General features: G+C 36.8%; 16 protein-coding genes. 5 read left to right on the top strand and 11 right to left on the bottom strand.

Annotated features, from left to right (window positions below):
• The gene (locus tag DOK81_RS02990) at window positions 1–3,462 is read right to left on the bottom strand and encodes a vWA domain-containing protein (RefSeq protein WP_206907891.1); all 3,462 of its coding nucleotides are present in this window, start codon (window positions 3,460–3,462) and stop codon (window positions 1–3) included.
• A 150-nt stretch (window positions 3,463–3,612) separates the two neighbouring features.
• Here DOK81_RS02990 and DOK81_RS02985 point away from each other — a divergent pair, with 150 nt between their 5' ends.
• From DOK81_RS02985 to DOK81_RS02975, 3 genes are all read left to right on the top strand, one after another.
• Complete coding sequence (locus DOK81_RS02985) at window positions 3,613–5,037, top strand: helix-turn-helix domain-containing protein (protein WP_206907889.1); 1,425 nt, start codon at window positions 3,613–3,615, stop codon at window positions 5,035–5,037.
• A 114-nt stretch (window positions 5,038–5,151) separates the two neighbouring features.
• A complete protein-coding gene (locus DOK81_RS02980; RefSeq protein WP_206907887.1) occupies window positions 5,152–5,679 on the top strand; it encodes a DUF308 domain-containing protein in 528 nt (175 codons plus the stop codon).
• A gap of 97 nt (window positions 5,680–5,776) precedes the next feature.
• Window positions 5,777–6,937 (top strand): monovalent cation:proton antiporter-2 (CPA2) family protein, encoded by a 1,161-nt coding sequence (locus DOK81_RS02975; protein ID WP_206907885.1) that lies wholly within the window; start codon window positions 5,777–5,779, stop codon window positions 6,935–6,937.
• 77 nt (window positions 6,938–7,014) lie between these two features.
• Here DOK81_RS02975 and DOK81_RS02970 read toward each other — a convergent pair whose 3' ends face one another.
• The 3 genes from DOK81_RS02970 to DOK81_RS02960 form a co-directional block, all read right to left on the bottom strand.
• The gene (locus DOK81_RS02970) at window positions 7,015–8,709 is read right to left on the bottom strand and encodes an ABC transporter ATP-binding protein (RefSeq protein ID WP_242589878.1); all 1,695 of its coding nucleotides are present in this window, start codon (window positions 8,707–8,709) and stop codon (window positions 7,015–7,017) included.
• A 132-nt stretch (window positions 8,710–8,841) separates the two neighbouring features.
• Window positions 8,842–9,594: a MarR family winged helix-turn-helix transcriptional regulator gene (locus DOK81_RS02965; protein ID WP_206907881.1), complete on the bottom strand. Its 753-nt coding sequence runs from the start codon at window positions 9,592–9,594 to the stop codon at window positions 8,842–8,844.
• A gap of 211 nt (window positions 9,595–9,805) precedes the next feature.
• A complete protein-coding gene (locus DOK81_RS02960) occupies window positions 9,806–10,243 on the bottom strand; it encodes a MerR family transcriptional regulator (RefSeq protein ID WP_206907879.1) in 438 nt (145 codons plus the stop codon).
• A gap of 107 nt (window positions 10,244–10,350) precedes the next feature.
• On the opposite strand from DOK81_RS02960, the gene DOK81_RS02955 reads away from it, so the two are divergent.
• A complete protein-coding gene (locus tag DOK81_RS02955) occupies window positions 10,351–11,376 on the top strand; it encodes an aldehyde reductase (protein ID WP_206907877.1) in 1,026 nt (341 codons plus the stop codon).
• Window positions 11,377–11,839: 463 nt separating this feature from the next.
• Here DOK81_RS02955 and DOK81_RS02950 read toward each other — a convergent pair whose 3' ends face one another.
• From DOK81_RS02950 to DOK81_RS02920, 7 genes are all read right to left on the bottom strand, one after another.
• Window positions 11,840–13,873, bottom strand: coding sequence for a penicillin-binding transpeptidase domain-containing protein (locus tag DOK81_RS02950; protein ID WP_206907875.1), 2,034 nt, complete (start codon window positions 13,871–13,873; stop codon window positions 11,840–11,842).
• A 208-nt stretch (window positions 13,874–14,081) separates the two neighbouring features.
• On the bottom strand, window positions 14,082–15,437 hold the full coding sequence (celB, locus tag DOK81_RS02945; protein WP_206907873.1) for a PTS cellobiose transporter subunit IIC: 1,356 nt from the start codon (window positions 15,435–15,437) through the stop codon (window positions 14,082–14,084).
• A 14-nt stretch (window positions 15,438–15,451) separates the two neighbouring features.
• On the bottom strand, window positions 15,452–15,778 hold the full coding sequence (locus DOK81_RS02940) for a PTS sugar transporter subunit IIB (protein WP_206907871.1): 327 nt from the start codon (window positions 15,776–15,778) through the stop codon (window positions 15,452–15,454).
• Window positions 15,779–15,808: 30 nt separating this feature from the next.
• Window positions 15,809–16,759, bottom strand: coding sequence for a N(4)-(beta-N-acetylglucosaminyl)-L-asparaginase (locus DOK81_RS02935; RefSeq protein WP_206907869.1), 951 nt, complete (start codon window positions 16,757–16,759; stop codon window positions 15,809–15,811).
• Window positions 16,760–17,170: 411 nt separating this feature from the next.
• Window positions 17,171–18,466, bottom strand: a complete 1,296-nt coding sequence (locus tag DOK81_RS02930) for a M20 family metallopeptidase (protein ID WP_206907867.1) — start codon at window positions 18,464–18,466, stop codon at window positions 17,171–17,173.
• A gap of 9 nt (window positions 18,467–18,475) precedes the next feature.
• Complete coding sequence (locus tag DOK81_RS02925) at window positions 18,476–19,204, bottom strand: GntR family transcriptional regulator, LSA1692 subfamily (protein WP_206907865.1); 729 nt, start codon at window positions 19,202–19,204, stop codon at window positions 18,476–18,478.
• 134 nt (window positions 19,205–19,338) lie between these two features.
• Window positions 19,339–19,962: a PepSY domain-containing protein gene (locus DOK81_RS02920; RefSeq protein WP_206907863.1), complete on the bottom strand. Its 624-nt coding sequence runs from the start codon at window positions 19,960–19,962 to the stop codon at window positions 19,339–19,341.
• Between the two features lie 234 nt (window positions 19,963–20,196).
• Here DOK81_RS02920 and DOK81_RS02915 point away from each other — a divergent pair, with 234 nt between their 5' ends.
• Complete coding sequence (locus tag DOK81_RS02915; RefSeq protein WP_206907861.1) at window positions 20,197–20,787, top strand: histidine phosphatase family protein; 591 nt, start codon at window positions 20,197–20,199, stop codon at window positions 20,785–20,787.
• The last annotated feature ends 118 nt before the right edge of the window (window positions 20,788–20,905 follow it).

The following is a 20,905-nucleotide window of genomic DNA, read 5'->3' as shown; positions in this document are numbered from 1 at the left end:
TTACACCCCTCCTTCTGGTCGTTGCTTGATGAATAAATAACCACCGACTGTTGCTAAACTAATTGCAGCAATCAAGTAGAGCCAAACACGACCAATCCCACCAGTTTCTGGTAGAGGGATTTTTGCTTGGTTCGTTACATCTAAGTCGATTTGGTTGTTTTGTTCACCAGTAATGAGTACATCATCGATTTCTTTTCCGTCAATGGTTACTGTCCCTTCTTCACTAATCACGAGTTGAATAGGTTCTTTTAAGCCTTGATAACCTTCAGGAGTAAATGTTTCCGTCAATGTGTATTTACCAGGTTGCAAGCTTTCAAAGAGGAAGGTATCTGTTTCTTTGCCATCTTTTGGTAATTCAATATCTGTATCTGGACCAGTTAAGCGGAATCTAGCTCCTTTTAGTGCTGTTTGATCATCTGCTTTTTTGTGAACAGTCAAATCAAAAGCTTTTAAATGATTTTCGTGAGATATTGTCCATTCTTTTGCTTCTTCGTCGACATTCTTACCTTCATAATGAATCTGTCCGTATTTATCAACTTCGAATTCATAATTTCCAGCAAGCGTGTCATATCCGAGCGGACCAGAAGTTTCGACCATTCGATACATTCCCGATTGGTCAATCACAAAATGAGCGATCCCCGATTGGCCTGTTTTTTCAGTACCTACTTTTTGATAGATACCTTGCTCATCTTTTCTTTGCAATTCAAATGTTGCATCTGCTAGATTGACTTGTTCGCCGTTTTGCAGCGTGTATTTTCTGATATTGACTGGCAACTCGGAAAATTGATTTTCAATTTCTAATGAAATTACTTGGTTACTCGTAGTAACTTCTTTTCCATCGACATTCACTGTACCTTGGTTCGTGATCTCAATGTTCCAAGTTGTCTTTTCACCTAATTCATGACCTTTCGGAGCTTGGAGCTCTGTCAGTGTATAGGTCTGCCCCTTTTGTAAACGAATTTCTTTAGGCAACGAATAACTACCATCTTGGTTGTCAATCAAATTTGTTTTCACGCCATTTCCGGTTAATTCAAAAATTGCTCCTTCAAGATTTTTTTCACCAGTTGAAGAGTTTTTGATTACTTTCAAATCTAATGGCTTGAACTGCTTCGTGTTTTTCCAAGTTGTTTCATCTACTTTTTCTTGGTCATAACCCGGCACTGCAACTTCATTGGTCATCTGATAGCTGAAATTTTCCCCTTGGTTGTTGTATTGAGGAAGACTAAGGGTTTCATCATAAGAATCATCAGCTGTTTTGGATAACTGTGTGATATTGGTTCTTTCCCACGTGTTACTAGTGTCATTTTCAGGTTTCAAAATTTTGATGTAACCAGTCTGCCAATTCGCTGAATTTGTTACTTGTTTACGCGTAACTTCATAAGTAACATTTTCTGGTCGACTGCTTGTGTCTTGATCAAATTCTTCCCAAAGTTTTTTGAAATTCAATTTGACTCCAGGCGCCTTACCAGAAGGAACGCCGAAATCTGCAAGTTCATTTGAAGTTGCCACTGGTTGAAAAGTTGTTCGCCCATTCATTTGGTACCAGAAATCTGGTTTGAATGAGTCTGATTCAGTTTGTAGCCTAATTTGATAATGAATTTGAATTTCTTGCTGCTTACCTAAATAAATACCATCACTTTTTACCGTTGTTCCGTCCATTGTGATGCTTGGCATAGATGGAACTTGAACTGAGCCAACACTTTTAATACTTAAAGTATCTGGTTCATAAATAAAAGGTTCAGCAATTGGATCAGTAACGTTACCGTTAACAACAGTTCCAGCAATTTGAACGGCTTTCTTTGCTAAGTAATCAGAGATATCTGGCGCATAATCAGCAGATTCATAGTACAAATCGCCATTCTCATCTTCAGAAACCATTTGTCGCATTTTATTTTCAACTTCTTGTTTCGATAAATTAGCACGAGGATCACTTTGCAATTGAATACCTAATCCATGAATTTCAATACCCCGTTGTTTTAATGCTAGTGCTTCGCCAATTGTCGCGACAAACGTACTGTCGATTCGACGGTTCGTATTATTTTGATCACGCGCGTTGTAGCTATTTGAAATATAGGAAGTATTGCTTGGTGTATCTTGTTGATTCGTAAATTCCGTACCATAGTAGCTACCATCTGCTTCGGCTTGAACACGGCTGACTTTATATGAAAATGTCGGTACACCGTCCGTTAATAAAACAATGACTTTTTTATGTCCATTAGGTGTTGCTAACATATCTCCGGCATCACGTAATGCTCTTTGTGTAAACGTTCCTCCAGTTGTACTACTTGGTGTGATATTTTTGATTGGGTCTTTTACAGAGTCAAACGAACCTATCGGAACTGTGCCATTTCTGTAGCCATCACTTGAATATCCAACGTAGCCCATACTAATACTGTCAGTAATTCCGCTATCTGCTAAAGTATCGACGAAACGATCGACCCCTTTTTGGACCTCTCCGATTCGATTGTTATCGTTCATACTTCCTGACCAGTCAACGACCAAAACTAAATCTAGCGGTGTGATCTCCTTTTGAACGTTTCCCCGAACATTTAAGTAGACGTCAAAAAGTCCCGGCGTCGAAGTTTCTTTTGCATATTTACGAATGGCGTAATCGGCTTGGTCGCCAGTACCCCCGTATTCAATATATGAGTTCGTTTTGTTTAAAGGATCACCATTCCACGAAGTTACTCCGTCCCATTCGGTGCTGCTTCCTTGTTTATTTCCTTGGTGATTGATAACTTGCTGATTACTAGTTGGTTGCCAACTAGCTGTTGGGTAAGTTCCCGAGCTGTCTGTCGTGTACTCTGGCATGATCGACTCTTGCGCTTTTTGAGAAAGATCAGCAGATGCAGCCATTTTTGCTTCGGCGAAAGGACGAACGGTTTCTTCATCAGTTGGCTTAACAGCATTATCTTCTGCTATAGTGTTATCTGTTGTGCTATCTATTTCCGTTTCTTTTGGAGTTGTTTCACTCACAGTTTTATCAGGCATGAAAGATACTTCAAATTCATTTTTTTCGTACAATAACTTAGGTGTTTGGGTAACATCTAAGGATTGAGAATCAACAGCTAACGAAAGTTGAATTTGCTGATTTGTTCCACTCGCAATTGCTAAACTGAGAATATGATCTTCTACTTGGTAAGAGTAGCCATCTTTTTGAAGTTCTTTTGTATCGATCAAGCGGGCATTTGTCAACTTGATTTCCTTTTTTAATGCTGTATCTGTCTGATTGATAAGCTTCAGATCCACTTGTAAAGTGGTCTGGTTATTCTCATCTGTCGTTATCTGCGCTGACGTGATTTCAACAGTATCAACAGTTTCTGCATTCACAGCAATTGGCATTAAATAAGATGAAACAAGTAGTAGTGCAGCACCAATAATCCCAAGTTTCTTCAATAATTTAATTTCTATTCTCTCCTTTCCTTTGTGGGTCAGTAATTCAATTAGAATAGCTAACGACATAATTTTTCATTATTCTAATCTAATAATTATTATACGAAGAAGCCGGTAATTAAATCACACCAGTTTTTATACCGAGCGGTTTCATTTATGAGATTGCTTCATTCTTTCGATGGTTGTTTCATTAAAGTAAAGGGTTGGGGAGGAAAAAGTATGATTAGGCTACTGGAAGAAAATTATAGGAAAATGGAAGAAATTATTAGAATATTATCCATTTCTGACGAGTGGATGACTAAAAAAGAACTTGCAAAATATATTGGAAGTTCTGAGTCTACGTTTATTCGTTATGTTGAAGAGATAAAACAGCGTTGGGGAAAAGCATTAACGATTCAAACCTCCCATAAACTTGGCTATCGGTTGGAGAGATTCAATGTCTCGGTTTATCTACAGATGCTAACGGATATGGCACAAACTTCAACGAATACCCAACTTTTGAATGAATTTATTCAAAATCCAGGAAATACAATTGAATATTATTGTGAGGCCATCAGTATCAGTCGCTCCTCCTTTGCCCGAAAGATAAAACAGTGTAATCAAGTATTAGAGAAATATTCACTGAAAATCGTCGTTGATCAAGGCTATCAATTGACAAGCACAGAAAGTGAATTATCATTACGGATTTTCGTCACCTTTTTCTTTTTGATTTATTATGGTCACTACGCACTGCCGTATCAAGCCGACAAGCAAGAAATGAAACAATTAATGCGTCGTAATCACTGCCAACTGAATATCATTAGTGGTGACAATAGTTACGAACACACTTTTTTTATTATGTATTTCATGGTTAGCTTGGAGCGAGAGAAGCAGGGATTTCTACTTTATCCAGAGCAACAATCTCCTGAGCATATGAAAATCAACCATGAAGATCATGACTATTTATGTCAGTATTTTTCCGGATTAGACATTGCTACGTATCAAGAAGTTCTTTATTATTTTCAAAAAGGGCCTTTCCAGCAGTTTTCTTATGAAGAAAAAAGGGATATCAGCGAAAAAATACGAATCAATCTAAAATTTAATTCTTTTTCACAAACAGAGAAGCTCACAGAAGATGCCGTCGATTTTATTGTGCATCTCTTGACTTGTCTTTATTTATTCTCTCAATTAGTCCCATTTGATACGACGGAATTAACACAACGAGCAACCTTATTTGCAAGACATATTCACTTTACTCAACTCCATTTATATGCAAGACTTCAAGCAGAATTACACTTCTTTTCCGCCCTATTGGAAACCAATTTACTCAACCATTCTTCTTCTTACATTTTTTGGCTATTGAATGGTTATCCAGGAATCAATCAAAGTATTTCATCATCTAAAAAAATCTTAGTCGTCAGTGATATGGGAATCAATCATAGCCAATATATCGGTAATTATATCCATGCAACGCTTTCTTTACACAAAATTCGTTCAGATATGTTAGCTATCACAGAGGAAGAAATCGTTGACTATGATTTAAGCGTATTTGATTTGATCATTACCAATCAGCCTATTCCGCAAACTGACGTTCCAAGTGTTTTGATAAATGATGCTATCTTATTTTCAAATGAAAATGAATTGTTAGCGCTATTAAATTTTTAATCACTTTGTTATTTCTAAAATAAGGTATCTTATTTTTTTCTTGGCGAATACTAATCGGTTTTCTTGGCAAACTAACGACTTATGTTATAGAATAAAAGAAAAGGAGGTTTTCATATGATGGAAGGATTAAAAAGAAATTTTAAAACTTATGCTTTAGTCAGAGCTATTATTTATATCATTTTAGGCGTGCTGATTGTTATTAATCCAAGAGCTGTTTTTAATCTCATTGGTTATCTAATTACTGCTTATTTTTGCTTGTTAGGACTGTTTAATTTATTTGAAGATTATAAACGTAAAAAACAAGTCGGAAGTTGGGGCTTTGGCCTGTTTAGTGGAATCGTCTTTCTCATTTTGGCATTGGTTGTGTTGTTTTTTGCACCAGCTATTGCTTCGATTTTACCGGTTCTGTTAGGCTTGGCCATTATTTGTAATGGCGTTTTCCAATTGATAATGGGATTGAATATGAAGTCAACACCGTGGCTTATCTACAGTGTATTAATATTGATTGGCGGAATCGTTCTGCTATTCAACCCATTTGCTAGTTTGTTAGTGTTATTCCAGATTTTTGGTGTGATTTTGATCATTATGGGCGTGTCAGAAGCAATCAGTTTTTTCAAATTAAAAAAAATAACGATCAACTAATCTAAGTATTAATCGTATTGAAAAGAAATGGTTCGCCTGATTTTTTTGTCTAGCAGGCGTTCTGTTTTTTTTTATTCAAATGAAAGGAAATGATCAAATGGAATTTATTGGAACCCTATGTCTGATTTTGATTGCAACAACTCTTGGTTCACATCTTTCACGCCGTATTGGGATTCCTGCTGTAATTGGACAGTTATTAGTCGGCGTGATTTTAGGACAGGCAGGTTTAAATTGGGTACATCCCAACATCTTAGTGCATGATTTTTCAGAAATTGGTGTGATTTTGTTAATGTTTCTTGCAGGCTTAGAAAGTGATTTATCTTTACTTAAAAAGTATTTTAAGCCAGGTATGTTTGTAGCTTTATTGGGAATCCTATTTCCAGTAATTTTTGGTTGGCTCACAGGCGAGGCTTTTCACGTTCCGTTAAATGAAGCCTTGTTTTTTGGAATCATCCTTGCAGCAACTTCAGTAAGTATTTCAGTTGAGGTATTGAAGGAATTAAATGTGGTCAACACCAAAGAAGGATCGACGATTCTAGGGGCTTCTGTAGTGGATGATATTTTAGTCGTCTTAGTGCTAAGTTTAAGTCTTTCATTCTTAACTGGTGATACATCCAACCAAACACCTCTCCCATTGATTTTATTGGAACAAGTGATTTATTTCGTATTTATTTTCTTGTTAGTTAAATGGATTGCCCCTTTATTGATGTCTTTTGCAGGAAAAATTTATGCGAATTCTGCTGTGATCATTGTTTCCTTAGTCATCTGTTTAGGTATGTCTTTTGTGGCAGACTTAGTTGGTCTTAGTTCAGTAATTGGCGCATTTTTTGCAGGAATCGCGGTCAGTCAAACAAAAGTTAAACAAGAAGTCTATCATAATGTCGAAGCGCTGGGTTATTCTATTTTTATCCCTGTTTTCTTTGTCAGTGTTGGTTTAGAGGTTGATTTTACTAATTTTGGAAGTCAATTGTTCTTCATTCTAGCCTTCACGATTATTGCAATCTTGACTAAACTGGTCGGTGGCTATCTTGGTGCAAAAGTGGCTGGTTTTTCTGGGAATAGTTCATTGATGGTCGGTGCGGGAATGATTTCGCGTGGCGAAATGGCTTTGATTATTTTACAAATTGGGCAACAAAGTAAGTTGATTGAAGCACAATATTATTCCCCACTAGTGATTATCATTTTACTAACGACTTTAGTTTCTCCATTGATTTTAAAATATTTTACGAGAAAGATTTATACTGTTAAAGCCAATTAGATTTAAATTAAAAGCAAACAAGGTAGAACAATATATTTTGTTCTACCTTGTTTCTTTACTATTATTTATGACAAAATTTAATTAACGATCTGTTCATTGACATACTCAGCATACAAACTATGGGAATGAATCAACTCGCTGTGAGTCCCATGTCCAGTAACCGTTCCTTTTTCAATGAAATAAATCTGATCTGCATCGACAATTGTTGATAAACGATGGGCAATGACTAAGGTTGTTCGACCTTTCATCAAATGATCTAATGCACGTTGGACTTTTTCTTCTGATTGTGAATCCAAGCTTGCAGTTGCTTCATCTAACATCAAAATTTGTGGGTTTCGTAAAAATGCACGGGCAATCGCAATTCGTTGTTTTTGACCACCCGATAATTTCACACCACGTTCTCCAATTTCGGTATCCAATTGTTCAGGGAAATCACGAACAAACTGATCAGCATACGCTAAACTTAACCCATGCCAAAGCTCGTCATCGTTTAATGTTCTACCCAAACCATATTGCAAATTATCTCGGATACTTCCAGCAAAAACTGCACTATCTTGTGATACATAGCCAATTTGTGAACGCCATTCATTCAAATCAAACGACTGAATATCTTGATTGCCAACAGTCATTTTACCTGCTGTTGGTTGGTAAAAACGTTCAAGTAATGAGAAAATCGTTGACTTCCCGCCACCACTTGGTCCAGCAAAAGCGACCACTGTATTAGGTTTTGCATAAAATGAAATATCCTTTAGAATTGGATGATTTTCTTCATAGCTGAAAGAAATATTTTCTGCTTGGATTGTTTTTCCTGCAACATTGACAGCAACTTCACCGTTTTTTTCAATCTTCGTTTCCAAAATTTGTTGGATACGTTCAGTTGCCCCCATTGCTTTTTGCGCTTGAGAGAAAAACATCGCAAAGCTTGTCACAGGTGTGATGATATTAAATAGATACAAAAGGAATGCTACCAGTTCACCACTTGTTAACGTACCTGCTTGAACACGAACTGCGCCATATCCAAGAATCCCAACAAACAATCCAAGCATTGCTGTCATCATAATTGGTTGTAGAACAGCTTCGATTTTGGCATCTTTGACACCTAATACAAAAATCTTTTCGATAAACGTACGACCACTATTTTTTTCTGCTTCTTCCCCGTTACTTGATTTGATTAAACGGATTTCAGCAAGTTTTTCTGTAGCATCCGCATTAAAATCAGCAGTTGCTCCTTGTAGTTGGCGCCCAATTTTAGACATCATCTTACCAATTGGAATCATGATAATCATGACGATTGGTACTGCAACAAACATCAACATTGCCATCTTCCAATCCATAATGACCAAAATAATAACTGAGCCAACTAATTGGATTGCTCCGGTAATAAAGTTTGGAAATTGCGTCGTTACTAAATCTTTGATCACTGTTGTGTCATTTACTAAACGAGAGCTGCTTTCACCTGATTTATGTTCATCATAATAACTTACAGGTAAGTGAAGCAAATGTGCCCATAACTTTTCTCTTAGAGATTTAACAGAATCTTCACCAACATAACGAAGTAAAAAACCACCAATCGTTCCAAAACCAAGATAAACAGCAAATGCAACAAGTAGCACTGCGACCATTTTCCCGTCAATTTTTGATAATTCACTGGTATCAACCAGCCCCTTTGTTAACTGAGGTACTACCAAACTTGCGCCACTTGTCACTAAACTAAGTAAGATCCCAAATAAAAATAAACCTTTCTTTGAGCTTACACTGTTAATCAATTTCATAAAATCTTTGAATTTAAATGCTCCAGTAGATGCTGGTAGTTCTTCAGCAAATCTTGCGGGTTGTCCGCCGCCACCTCGTGCCATTTTCTTTTCCTCCTAATACCTAAAACTCATTCTAAAATTTTTGATAGTTTAAAAATCTTCCCATTCATCCTCATTGTTTCTATGAGAATCATCGTTGTTAAATGGTTGTTTTCCTCTGTTTGGGCCACTTCGCCAGAAATCACGTCGAAAATCACGACCAAATCGGTTTGGAAAATCTTGTGGGAAATCTGGACGACCACCACGTTCACCAAATGGCGATTTTCGCATCATTCGTTTCATTTCGCGACGCATTTTTCGTAAATCCTCTGGTGATAAATTTTGCCAATCTCCACCGTATTCTTCAAATAGAGCTTCACGCATTTCTTGCATTGCTTGGAAACGATCTAATGGATCAATAAATTTTTCGGATTGACGATGAAATTCGCCACTCCAACCACTAGAAATTTTTTCTAACAAGTTACTGAAAGTTGTTTGTTCTTCTTCTGTTAAACCAGCAAAAAAGATTTCGCTTTGGTTTTCTTGCTTGAAGGACGCATTTTTCTCCGCTTTTTCTCTTCCTTGTTCTGTTAGATAAACACGTTTTGTTCGTTTATCATTTTCATCTTCTTCGCGAGTAATATCTCCACTTTTTTCCATTTTCTTCATTAGTTCCGCCAACGAGCTTGGTCGTAAATCTAAAACTTCAGCAAGGTAGCTTTGGACTAATCCATCCTCTAGTCGTAAAATTGACAATACTCGTTGCTGTCCAGTAAACTTTTGCTTTTTTTGACTCATAAAAGCATTACTTGCTTCACTAATAAAACGTAGTTGTTTCATCAAACGTTCAGATAATTCACTCATTTTCAAAATCCCTTTCTTTTAGTTCGGTACCGAACTTTATTTCGTCACTCATTATAGTTCGGCACCGAACTATTTGTCAACTATTTTTTATTAATTATTTAATGTAAAAATCAACTAGCTTGTCTTACAAAATTATTTTCTTTTCCAACTAATTTTTTTTGCAAAAAAATAAACCTCGCCAAACGACGAAGTTTATTACACTTTTTTAGTTTCATTCCACATAAGGATTCATTAAACCATTCTTTTCTTTTTCAGCAATTGCATAGCTTACTTCTAAAGCAACTTGTTTTTTCGCATCCTCCGAACTATACATACCAATCTTGTAGTCGATTTCTTGTAAACTTTCTTCGATTTTTTTCTGCCTTTCTAATACTTCTTGTCGGTGACTCAACAAAAGTTTCTTTCGTAAATCAACCGTTTCAGGACCAGCCATGACAAATTCAATGTACTGTCGAATATCACTTATTTTCATTCCTGTTTCTTTTAGACAGCAAATTGTATGAATCAGTTTTAAGTCACCCTCTGTAAATTCACGGTAACCTGCGTCATTTCTTGCTACAAAAGGAAGCAGTCCTTGCTTGTCGTAGAATCGTAATGTGTAAATAGATAGCCCGACTTTTTGAGAGACTTCTTTGATTGAGTAACTCATTTTTTCACCTTTTTTCTTTTTTCCTTGCCCTAGAGTATGCTCTAGGGTCTAGTATAAGTAGCATAAACAAATGAATCAAAAAAAAGCAACTGATAGGAGATAGAAAAATGACAGATAAAGTATTAGTTACAGGTGGAAATGGCTATTTAGGTATGCAAATTATTTTAGCTCTTTTGAATCAAGGGTATGAAGTTCGCGCAACATTAAGATCCCTCACTAAACAAGCAGATGTTTGGGAAACGTTAAGGAATAATCAGGTGGAAAATAGTGAAAAACTAAGTTTTATCCAAGCTGATTTGGCTAAAGATGAAGGTTGGGAGGAAGCAATGGCTGGTATCACCTATGTCTTGAGTGTTGCTTCACCTCTTTTCGATGCCAAAAATAAAGATTTGACTATTAGCCAGCAATCAGAGGAAGGAACACTACGAATTTTAAAAGCTGCCGCGCGAGCAAAAGTAAAACGTGTTGTCATGACAGCAAATTTTGGAGCAGTAGGTTTTAGTAACAAAGACCGATCCTCACTCACAACGGAAGCAAATTGGACGAATCCCGATGAAAAAGGCTTGTCTGCTTATGAAAAATCCAAGTTGTTGGCTGAAAAAGCAGCATGGAAATTTATTGAAGATTCAAACACGTCATTAGAATTAACTACCATCAATCCAGTTGCAATTATGGGTGCTTCTCTTAATGAACATGTTTCTGGTAGTTTCGTATTATTAAACAGCCTGTTCAATGGTTCACCGATGCCCAACCTTCCTTTAAACCTTGTTAATGTCCGTGATGTCGCTGATTTGCACGTTCGAGCAATGACACATCCACAGGCAAAAAATCAACGGTTTATCGCTACTGAGGATGGCCAAATCTCAATGGCTGAAATCATTGCGCTTATCAAAAAGAAACGACCAGAACTTGCTAAAAAAATGAAACTCAATCATCTTTTACCCAACACCTTTGTTAAGTTAGGTGCCCTGTTCAATGCTTCCGCGCAAGAAGGCAAGCTAATGCTTGAAATCAATCGTAACGTTAGTAATCAAAAGGCAAAAGATCTCTTAGGTTGGCAACCACTTAGCAATAACGAAGAAACCATTTTAGAAAGTCTTGATACGCTTGAAAAGTATCATTTGATTGGCTGATTGATAGATTTGAGAGAATGATTATTAAGTAAAAAGCATTTTCTTTGAGACACTTTTCAAGTTTTTAATGATTTTTGAATGTCCGGAAAAGGTATCAATTTCCATTTATCGTTTCAGTAAGCTTAAGATTAAGGTTTAATAACGTTTAACTAGATGATTCAACGTAGGTTTCACCAACAAAAAGGAGGTATGACAAGACTTTTGTCATACCTCCTTTCGTTGAATAGGCAGTCTTCCCAAAGCAACTACTTCAGCAACAAGCTCTTCTTTGATAAAAACATGAGGAACTATTTTTAGAAAGAAAATCTTATTGCTTGAAGCTGAACGTCTTGCGCCACAACCTTTCCCTCGTTGTTCCCAAAATAACTCCTCGATAGAACTTGCATTCCCTTCAAAATATGAAGGACTATCATGAGTGACTGCTTGTTATATTGTCGGAGTTAAGTATTTTGCGCTACAACCTTTATTGATAAGTTGCATTTAGATAGTTTACTAATTCTGGTGCTCGTTTTGTTGCAGAATCATCTTCTTTTTTATCCTCTAACATACTTACCATGAGATAGCCTTGATTAGTTGGATTTGTAGCAAATAAGAAGCTATTCTCTTGTCCTTTTTCATCTTGCTTTTCTTTGATTTCCGCTGTACCTGTTTTTGCTGCTATAGGAATACCTAAGCTAGCCAGAGAATGTGCAGTCCCATTAGGATCAGTTACAACAGCTTCTAAGTCTGGCAAGATTGTTTGAACAGCAGCGTCACTAATCACATCATCTTTGGTTTTTGTTTTCGCATCTACAACTAGCTTAGGATAGATAAGCTTTCCATTGTTAGCAAAAACGGAATACATCGTCGCTTGTTGGATTGGTGTAATCAATAATTCTCCTTGGCCATAGCCAGTATCTGCTAACAAAATTTCTGATTTAAAGCTATCTTCATTAGAAATCTGTGCAGGATTCATACTAATAGGTAAATCCAACTCTTCGCCAAAAATGAACTTGTCTAAGCCTGAGCGAAATGCTTTTTCCCCCATTTTCAATGTTTGCTGTGCCATATAAATATTATCAGAGTAAACCAACGCGTTTCGTAAATCAACTTGTGCCACATCACTTACCCGCGTAACTTCGTAAGAGCCCCAAGAAGAATCTTTTTGCCATTTTAATCCATCAATAGTTAGATTTTCTTCAGGATTTAGTGTGCCATTGTCCAAGCCAATTGCTGCAGTGATCATTTTAAATGTAGAACCTGGTGCATAGCCAGTAGCAAAACGGCTGATAAATGGTTGGTTTTTATCATCGGCATATGCTTGGTAGTCCTTTTCAGAGATGCCATTAGTCATTTTGTTGGGATCGTAACTTGGTGAACTTGCTAAAACGAGTAAATCACCTGTTTTTGGTGTAGTAGCCACAGTTGAGCCAGCTTCTCCACCTAATTCATCATAAGCAATCTTTTGAGCTTTTGCATCAATTGTCAATTTTATTGATTCACCATTTTTAACTTTTTGTTCTTGAAGTACATTTTTTTCATTGCCATTTTCGTCTGTGATAACTAATTTTCCACCGTTAGTTCCACGTAACTCTTTGTCAAAAGCCATTTCCAGACCAGAACGTCCAATTTTTCCTACGCTACTTAATTTTGGATTCTTTTCAATATCTTCGGCAGTAATATCTCCTACATAACCAATTAATTGTGCAGCGGCTTCACTTAAAGGATAGTATCGCCCAGTTACTTCTTGAATTGTTGCACCCGCAGGTAATTCTGGGGTTTCCCCGTCAATTATTTTGAGTGGAACAAAATAATCTGGTTGAACCCAGCTCTGTGAGATGGCTTGATTGATTGTGTCTTCTGTCAATTGTGTTCGCTCAGCAAGGGTTTTGATATTGGCATTTTTTTCTTCGCCTTCGCCTAACTTACTTGGCACGACACCTAGTTGCTTCAACTGACCCTTAGTTGCTAATCCTTCGCCATTTCGATCTAGTATCTCACCACGAGTTGCCTCTTGAGTGTTCAAACTAACTTTGTCCCCATTTTCCATAGTAGGAAAAATTAAATTGGGTTGCCAATTGATTTTGGGTCCATCTTTTTCGCGAATTAGCGTTCCTTCAAAATTTAGGTCTTTTAGTTCGCCCAGAGCTGTACTCATTTTAGCTGTATAAGAAAAAGTATATGTATCCTTTTTCTTTTTTTCGACAGTTAAATCCGATACAGTATATCCTTTTATATCGACAGCATCATAGATATTTTGATACTTTTCTAAAATTTCTTGAGTCGTCCATTCCGATTTTTTCGTGGTTGGTACTAATAAGGTCGTTGCTTTTTTGTAATCGCCTTTATCAAGTGCCTTCACAAATTGTTTAATCGTTGTTTTCGCTTCGTTAACAGTTTTGGTTTCTTGAGAATGTTGATAATAAAAAAAACCTCCACCAGCTATTGCTACAACAGCTGTGGCACCTAGAATATATGGAATAAAGCTTTTTCGTTTTTTCTGGTCGCTTCTTTTCATTTGAATCCTCCAATTTTTGTTTCATCACTTCTATTCACTTCATCAGTCATTAAAACACTTCTATTATATCCAACTATTGCCTAGGTTGCTATCTTAAAATTCTTTAAAATTTGTTGTTTTTCTGTTTATGTACCGCTTCTTTTCCAATAAATAAAAACCAACAAGACAAAAATCATCACTGCCTTGCTGGTTCTTTTTAGTTAAAAAGTTAAATGTCATCAAAATCAAAATCATCTAAGTTGATTTCATCAAGTTCTTCTTCTTTGGTTTTCATCTCTTCTCGAAGATATTGGACATCCATTACTTTGATAAACGGATAATAAATTGCCATTCCTAAAACAAATAAAATTCCTTGTAACACAGCACCTTGCCATCCACTAACTAAAAATCCAGAAATGATTGGTGGAGTTGTCCATGGCAACTGAATACCATTTGTATAAGGAACCAATCCGATATTCATTGAAAAGTAGGCAATAATGATATTGATTGTTGGAACTAAAGCGAAAGGAACTAATAAAATGGGATTCAAAACGATCGGTAATCCAAAAATAACTGGCTCGTTAATTCCAAAAATTCCAGGAATTAAAGATAACTGCGATAACTTTTTGATTCGTTGACTTTTACAGAAAAGAACCATTACCACAATTAATGACAAAGTTGAACCTGCACCACCAAAAGTTGCGAACATATCTTGGAATTGTCCAGTAATGATATTCGGAATTTCATGTCCATCTTTGAATGCTTGAAGATTTTCGACGGATAACGCTCGGAGGACTGGGTTGAATACAGCCCCAACGACACTGCTTCCATTGATTCCAAAAAACCAAAAGAAATGCAAGAACAGATATGCGATAACCATAGCCCCTAACGTATTTCCTAAGCTTAATAATGGCGTTTGTAAAAACGTGAAGATAACATCTTGTAGATTGCCGTAAGAAGTCAACGAAACGAGCCAGTTGACCAAAAACATCATCGTTACTACGACAAAACTTGGAATAAGTGCTTCAAATGATTTCACTACAGTAGGTGGTACACCATCAGGCATCTTGATTGTCCAACCTTTGCGCACCATTGCAACAAACAAACGAGTAGAGATCAACGCGACAATCATTCCAAGGAATAAACCGCTAGAACCCATCCACTTAAGAGGTAAGCTAGTTACTTCGTAAACAGTGGTGCTTCCTTCGGGTGTAAACAATGTCTGATACGGCGTTAAAATAAAGAAAGAAACCAATGCGATAATCCCTGACTGCATTGCGTCAACATGAAATTGTTTCCCTAAACTGTAGGCAATTCCGACTACAGCTAAAATGGTCATAACATCGAAACTCGCGCTGGCAGGTACGGACATCATTGACTCCCAGTTGTCACCAAGCAAGGTAGACATCCATTCGTTCCACTGGGGCAGAGGAAAATTAGCAATCAAAAGAAAGACAGAGCCGACAATCAATAAAGGCGTTGACAATAGGAATCCATCACGAATAGCAACTAAATATTTATTTTCACCAATGACTTTGGCTAAAGGAGTTAATACTTTTTCCAGCCAATTCAAAAATTTTTGCATAGTTGTCCTCCACGTTATTGTTTATTTTTCTTGATCAATTTAAGTGCTTCTTTCAACGCACCTTCGCCGTCCATCATGCCATAGATTTCGGGAGAGATTGCAGCAACTGGAATATTTTGTGGTGAAAACTGTGTCCGAACTTTTTCGAGCAAAAAGCGCACTTGAGGCCCCAATAAAATCGCAATCGGTTTTTCTTGATCAACGACTTCTTGTGCTCTGGCAACTGGAAATGCAGTAATTTCTAACGGCATCTGATGTGCTTGGACAACTTCCATCATTTTATTGACCATAATACTTGTGGACATGCCAGCATCACAAAACAAATAAATTTTTTTCTTCATTTGATTCACTCCTTAACTTATTTTTTATTTTTAATCAATTGGTGCTTTGATTCTTTTCTCATAGGCTTCCAGCCATTCCTTCGTGATAGGTTCAATCAGCGTTGTCTGATCTTTCCCTGGATTGGCAAGGAAAATTTGCGGTGCTTGTGTTTGTGTACCAACACTAAAGGTAAATTCAACATTGGTGGCGACCCCCCACTCTCCTGCTGTATTCATTGCAATGAGTGAAAATGCACCAGCTTTTCCATAGCGTTCTTTGAGTTTTGTTTCAAAAGAATAGACTGCCTGGTCACAGGCATCTTGAGGACTAACGCCACTGCCCATCAATCGAACAATTTCATAAGACAAACAACCTTTCATCAAATCTTCGCCTAATCCAGTTGCAGCTGCTCCACCAATCGTACTGTCTACATAAAAGCCTGAACCAGAAAGCGGTGAATCTCCGACACGTCCGGGCTTTTTCATGAATAAACCCGAGCTGGAAGTCCCTGCTGCCATCGACCCGTAGTTGTCTAAAGTGATGGCTCCGACCGTATCATGACCATCATAAGGATTTAGCTGTTTTTCTTGGATTTCTTTTAACCGCTTTTCCCAAATTTTATGCGCACGAGGTGTTAACATATTTTTTCGCTCAAAATCATGTAACATCGAGTATTGTGTTGCACCGTTTCCAACTAAAAAACTGTTGAATTTTTCCTCACTTAAACGTCTAGCCACCGTAATTGGATTTTTAACATCGGTTATTCCAGCGACAGCACCGATTTTAAAAGAGTCACCATCCATAAAAGCGGCATCCATTTCTAAAATACCTTGAGCATTTGGTAACCCACCATAACCTACTGATTTATAATACGGGTAATCCTCCACGGTTTTAATCAGTGCTTCTACCGCATCGCCCGCTCGTTCATTTTTTTCTAAAATTCGTAGTGCTTCAACGACACCATCATGTGCCATTCGCCAAGTAGCAATCGCACCTCGCATCCTATTCACCCTTTCCATTTCGTTTCAACTAATGCGCTTTCATAAAAACATTATAATTAGTATATACTATTTTGTATATACCGAAAGAATCAAAAAGTTGACTTTCTCATAAAAAAACAATCAAGCTCTCATTTCTGTAAGAAAAGAGGTCGCAGCTCCAAGCGCTTAACTTCAAGCAATAAGGACACGTTTCTAAAAATAGATTCTCAAATTTTTATGGAATTTAGGCTTACTTGAAAGGAACTACTGCTTAAACACTGTTTATTTGAAAAAAAGACGAGAAAAACTAAAAATCCAGTCACCTTAGTCTATTTTCAATTTTAAAACCGCCTAAAATCACCGTTTTTTAGAAACGAGTTTTAGGCGGTTTATCTATTTGGGAAACTTTTGTTCTAGACTCTTTTTGGCTTCTTATTCGGTCAAAGCAATGATTGCCCGCATATAAATTTCCAGATTTAACAATAAATCACTTTCATCCATATACTCATCTTGATTATGCGCAATCCCTTTTTGTCCTGGAAATGAAGGTCCGAATGCAACGGTATTCGGCATGAATCTGGCGTAAGTTGCACCAGTGGTCGTTACAGGCGCTCCATCTTCTTTCGTTACATCTTCATAAACCGCAGTCAACTTTTGGACAAACGGATCATTTTTAGGAAACAAACTACTTTTGATTCGGCGCACAACTTTCATTGTACTATTTTTTGGTAACTGACTAAGGAGCATTTCGGTAACTTCTTCTTCAGTTATAGAAACAGGATAACGAATAGCAATTGATAAGATCAACCCAGTTTCTGTTTTCAGCAATTCATAGGGTGTCAAAATCAGTTTGCCACTGTCTTCGTCTTCAAAATTTAACGCTAATCCTTCCCCATTGTGTTGATTTGCAAGAGAATTTGCTATCCAAGAAAAATAATTCTGCAATTCTCCCGTTACTAATTGGTCTTTTATAATTTTTTCGGCTATTAAAGTAATGGCATTTTCACCTAACTCTGGTGCATTAGAAGGTGCACGTTTTCCGCTTACCGTTATTTTTTCTTGATTGATTGTGATAGATAGTTGGTCAGGTACATGATCTTTTGCTTGGTCACCGTCAAAATTTCCTAGTTGATTTAATTCCTGCGTATCAAAAGTGGTCAAAATTTGGTAGTTGACGATTCCGCGTTCTCCATACACAACAGGATATTTACAATCAGGCGTGAAACCAACTATCGGTGGCTTTTCTTGGCTCAAATACATAGGAATATCAGAACTACCACTTTCTTCATCTGTTCCAAAAAGGATTCGAATCGTTTTTTTAGGGACAAATCCAGCCTCTTTTAATAACTTCATACCATACAGACATGCGATGATAGGACCTTTGTTATCTAAGATACCACGTGCATAAAAACGCCCAGCTTTTTTTGTCAACTGATAGGGTGGAAATGACCAACCAGCACCTTCTGGAACAACATCCAAATGTCCGATAATTCCAATATACTCAGAATCGTTTCCCCATTGTGCATACCCAACCGCATCTTTGACATTCATTGTTTTGAAACCATAGCTTTCAGACAAAGACAGGGCTTTTTCAAGCGCTTCTTTTGGCCCTCGACCAAATGGTGCATTTTTTTCGGGTGTGCCCTTCACACTTTTGATTTGTATTACTTCATTTAGATCTTGATAAAACTGTTCCTTGTTTGCTTCAATTAACTGGTGAATATTCATAATGACCTCCTATTGGCTATAACGAGTTAATGTATTTTTAAATGTATAACGGTCTGCTCGATAATATGAAGTGTCATAAAAAATAGGTTCTGCATCAATTGCATAGGTGACAGACTGCACTCTTAATAAAGGATTACCAACAGAAACATCTAGTAAATCGGCCATTTCCTCCTCCACTAAAATCGCTTCGACTTCTTGATGAGAATAAGCGATTTCGACTTGCTTTTCTAATAGCTCAAATAGCGAACCACTAAAGTCTTCAATCGTAAAATCTGCAACGAAGCTTTCAGCTAAATAAATTTTTTCGACAGTCATCGGTTCCCCGTCAAGTAAACGTCTTCGAATCAATTCGTAAATGGTTGTGTCAGGAGTTAACTGTAGGGCGTGACGAATTTTTTCGTTGTCTTTGAGTAATTTTCGAAAAGAAATAACTTCTGTTTTGCTCGTCTTTCCATATGATTTAGCTGCTTCAGTAAATCCTTGGAGACCTGCACGGCCACTTTGGATTTTTTGCTGAGACATCACATAACTGCCTTTACCTGGTCGTTTTACTAACACGTTTTTTTGAATTAACAGATCAATTGCCTTTCGAATGGTCAAACGACTGCATTGAAATTCTTTGGCTAAATCATATTCTGAAGGTAATTTTTGTGAACTGACATAGATCCCCTCTTCAATTCGTTGTTCGATTTTTGAAGCGACTTGCGTAAATTTGTTTTTGGTTTCTTTGTCCACCATAAAAATAGTCTAAGCTCCTTTAATTTTGACTGAATTTTTACAAAAAAAGATATAGTATATACTTCACGGTATATACTATATCTTATGGACAAGAATTTCAATTATTTTGAGAGCGTTTTTTTCGAAAAAACATTTTAGTCATCTACTTCTGTTTCTAAAATTTCACCTGTCTGAGCATTCATTTTGACGGTTGTTTCTTGCTGATTGTTTTCAACAGTAACTTCCCAAAAAGTAATTCCAAGATCTTTATCTAGATCCCAATCTGTAGCTGTTCCACCACCGACTTGCTGGACAGCAATCTCAGCAGCTTTTTCGATACTTAACAAGTTTTGAATGTCGATTTTATCTTCTCTTCGTTTCACGCCATTCTGCTCATCCCTATCAAGTTGTTCTTCTCGTTCTTTCTCCACCTTTTTCGTGACACCATCCACTTTGATTTCAAACTCAGTAGTATCATTGACTCCTTCAATCTTGTAATAATAAGCACCGAATGATGTATCTAGTTCAAGAGAGGTAATGTCACTATCAGGATAAGTATCTTGATAAGCTTTGATTGCCTCTTCAACTGAAACACGTAAATCACCTTTAATCGATTTTCCTGTTGTACTCGAGGAAGCACTACTATCTCTCACCGTTTGTGTTTTGCTTGTCTGTGTGTTCGATTGATTTTGGGGCTGATTCTGGTTCTCATTACTTTGGCACCCTGCCAATAATCCAAGTGTGCCAATAGCAATGCTTAAATAAGCAATTTTTTTCATTTTTTAACTCCTTTTAGTCTAAATTCAAGTAAAAGTAAAAAGTCGACAGCTGAATAGAGTCATTCATCCATGAACTTTTCAGACTATCAAATTTATTATAACGGAAAATTGGATAAAGGTCAGAATTTTTAGAATAAACAGTTGACTTAGAGTGCACTCAAACCTGTATGATTTAATTAAAGACAGATAGAAACGCTGCAATTAACAAAATTTTAAGTAAAGAAGGAATGAAAAATGACAAAAAAATTATATCTAATGCGACACGGAGAAACGTTATTCAACCAACTAAAAAGAATCCAAGGTTGGAGCGATTCACCACTAACGGCGAAAGGTATTGCTCAAGCAAAAATAGCTGGTAATTATTTTTCTGACAATCAAATCACCTTAGATCATGCTTATACTTCCACTTCAGAAAGAGCCATTGATACGGTAGAACAAGTTACCACGCTTCCTTATCAGCGAGTAAAAGGATTAAAAGAATGGAATTTTGGTGTCTTTGAAGGCGAAAGCGAGTCGCTCAACCCTCCTCATAAACTAGGAGAAACTTCATATGGTGACTTTTTTGTCCCTTTTGGTGGAGAAAGCAGTCAAGAGTTACAAGAAAGGATGGTCGATACACTGACTGAAATCATGGAAAAACCTGACCATCAAGAAGTGTTAGCCGTTAGTCATGGTGGCTCTTTGTATCTGTTTCTTCAAAAATGGCTTTCTTTTCCTGAAGTAAAGAAGGTTCAATTTTCAAATTGTTGTATTCTTGTCTTTTCTTATTCAGATAAGGAATTTCAATTTTTAGAGTCAATCAATCATGACTTTAGTGAGTTATAAAAATGCACAGAAAAAAAGAAAAATATCCGTAAGTCCTTCATGTTTTTTTGTGCTATTTCAATGACTTTTGTTTCTATTTCTTTAACGACATGAACAGAAAAAGAGGGACTGTGACAAA

Source organism: Enterococcus sp. DIV0660C, from assembly GCF_017316125.1.
Lineage (GTDB): Bacteria > Bacillota > Bacilli > Lactobacillales > Enterococcaceae > Enterococcus_B.
The sequence above is the reverse complement of the archived record's forward strand: the minus strand, read 5'-3'. Positions and strand labels throughout refer to the sequence as shown.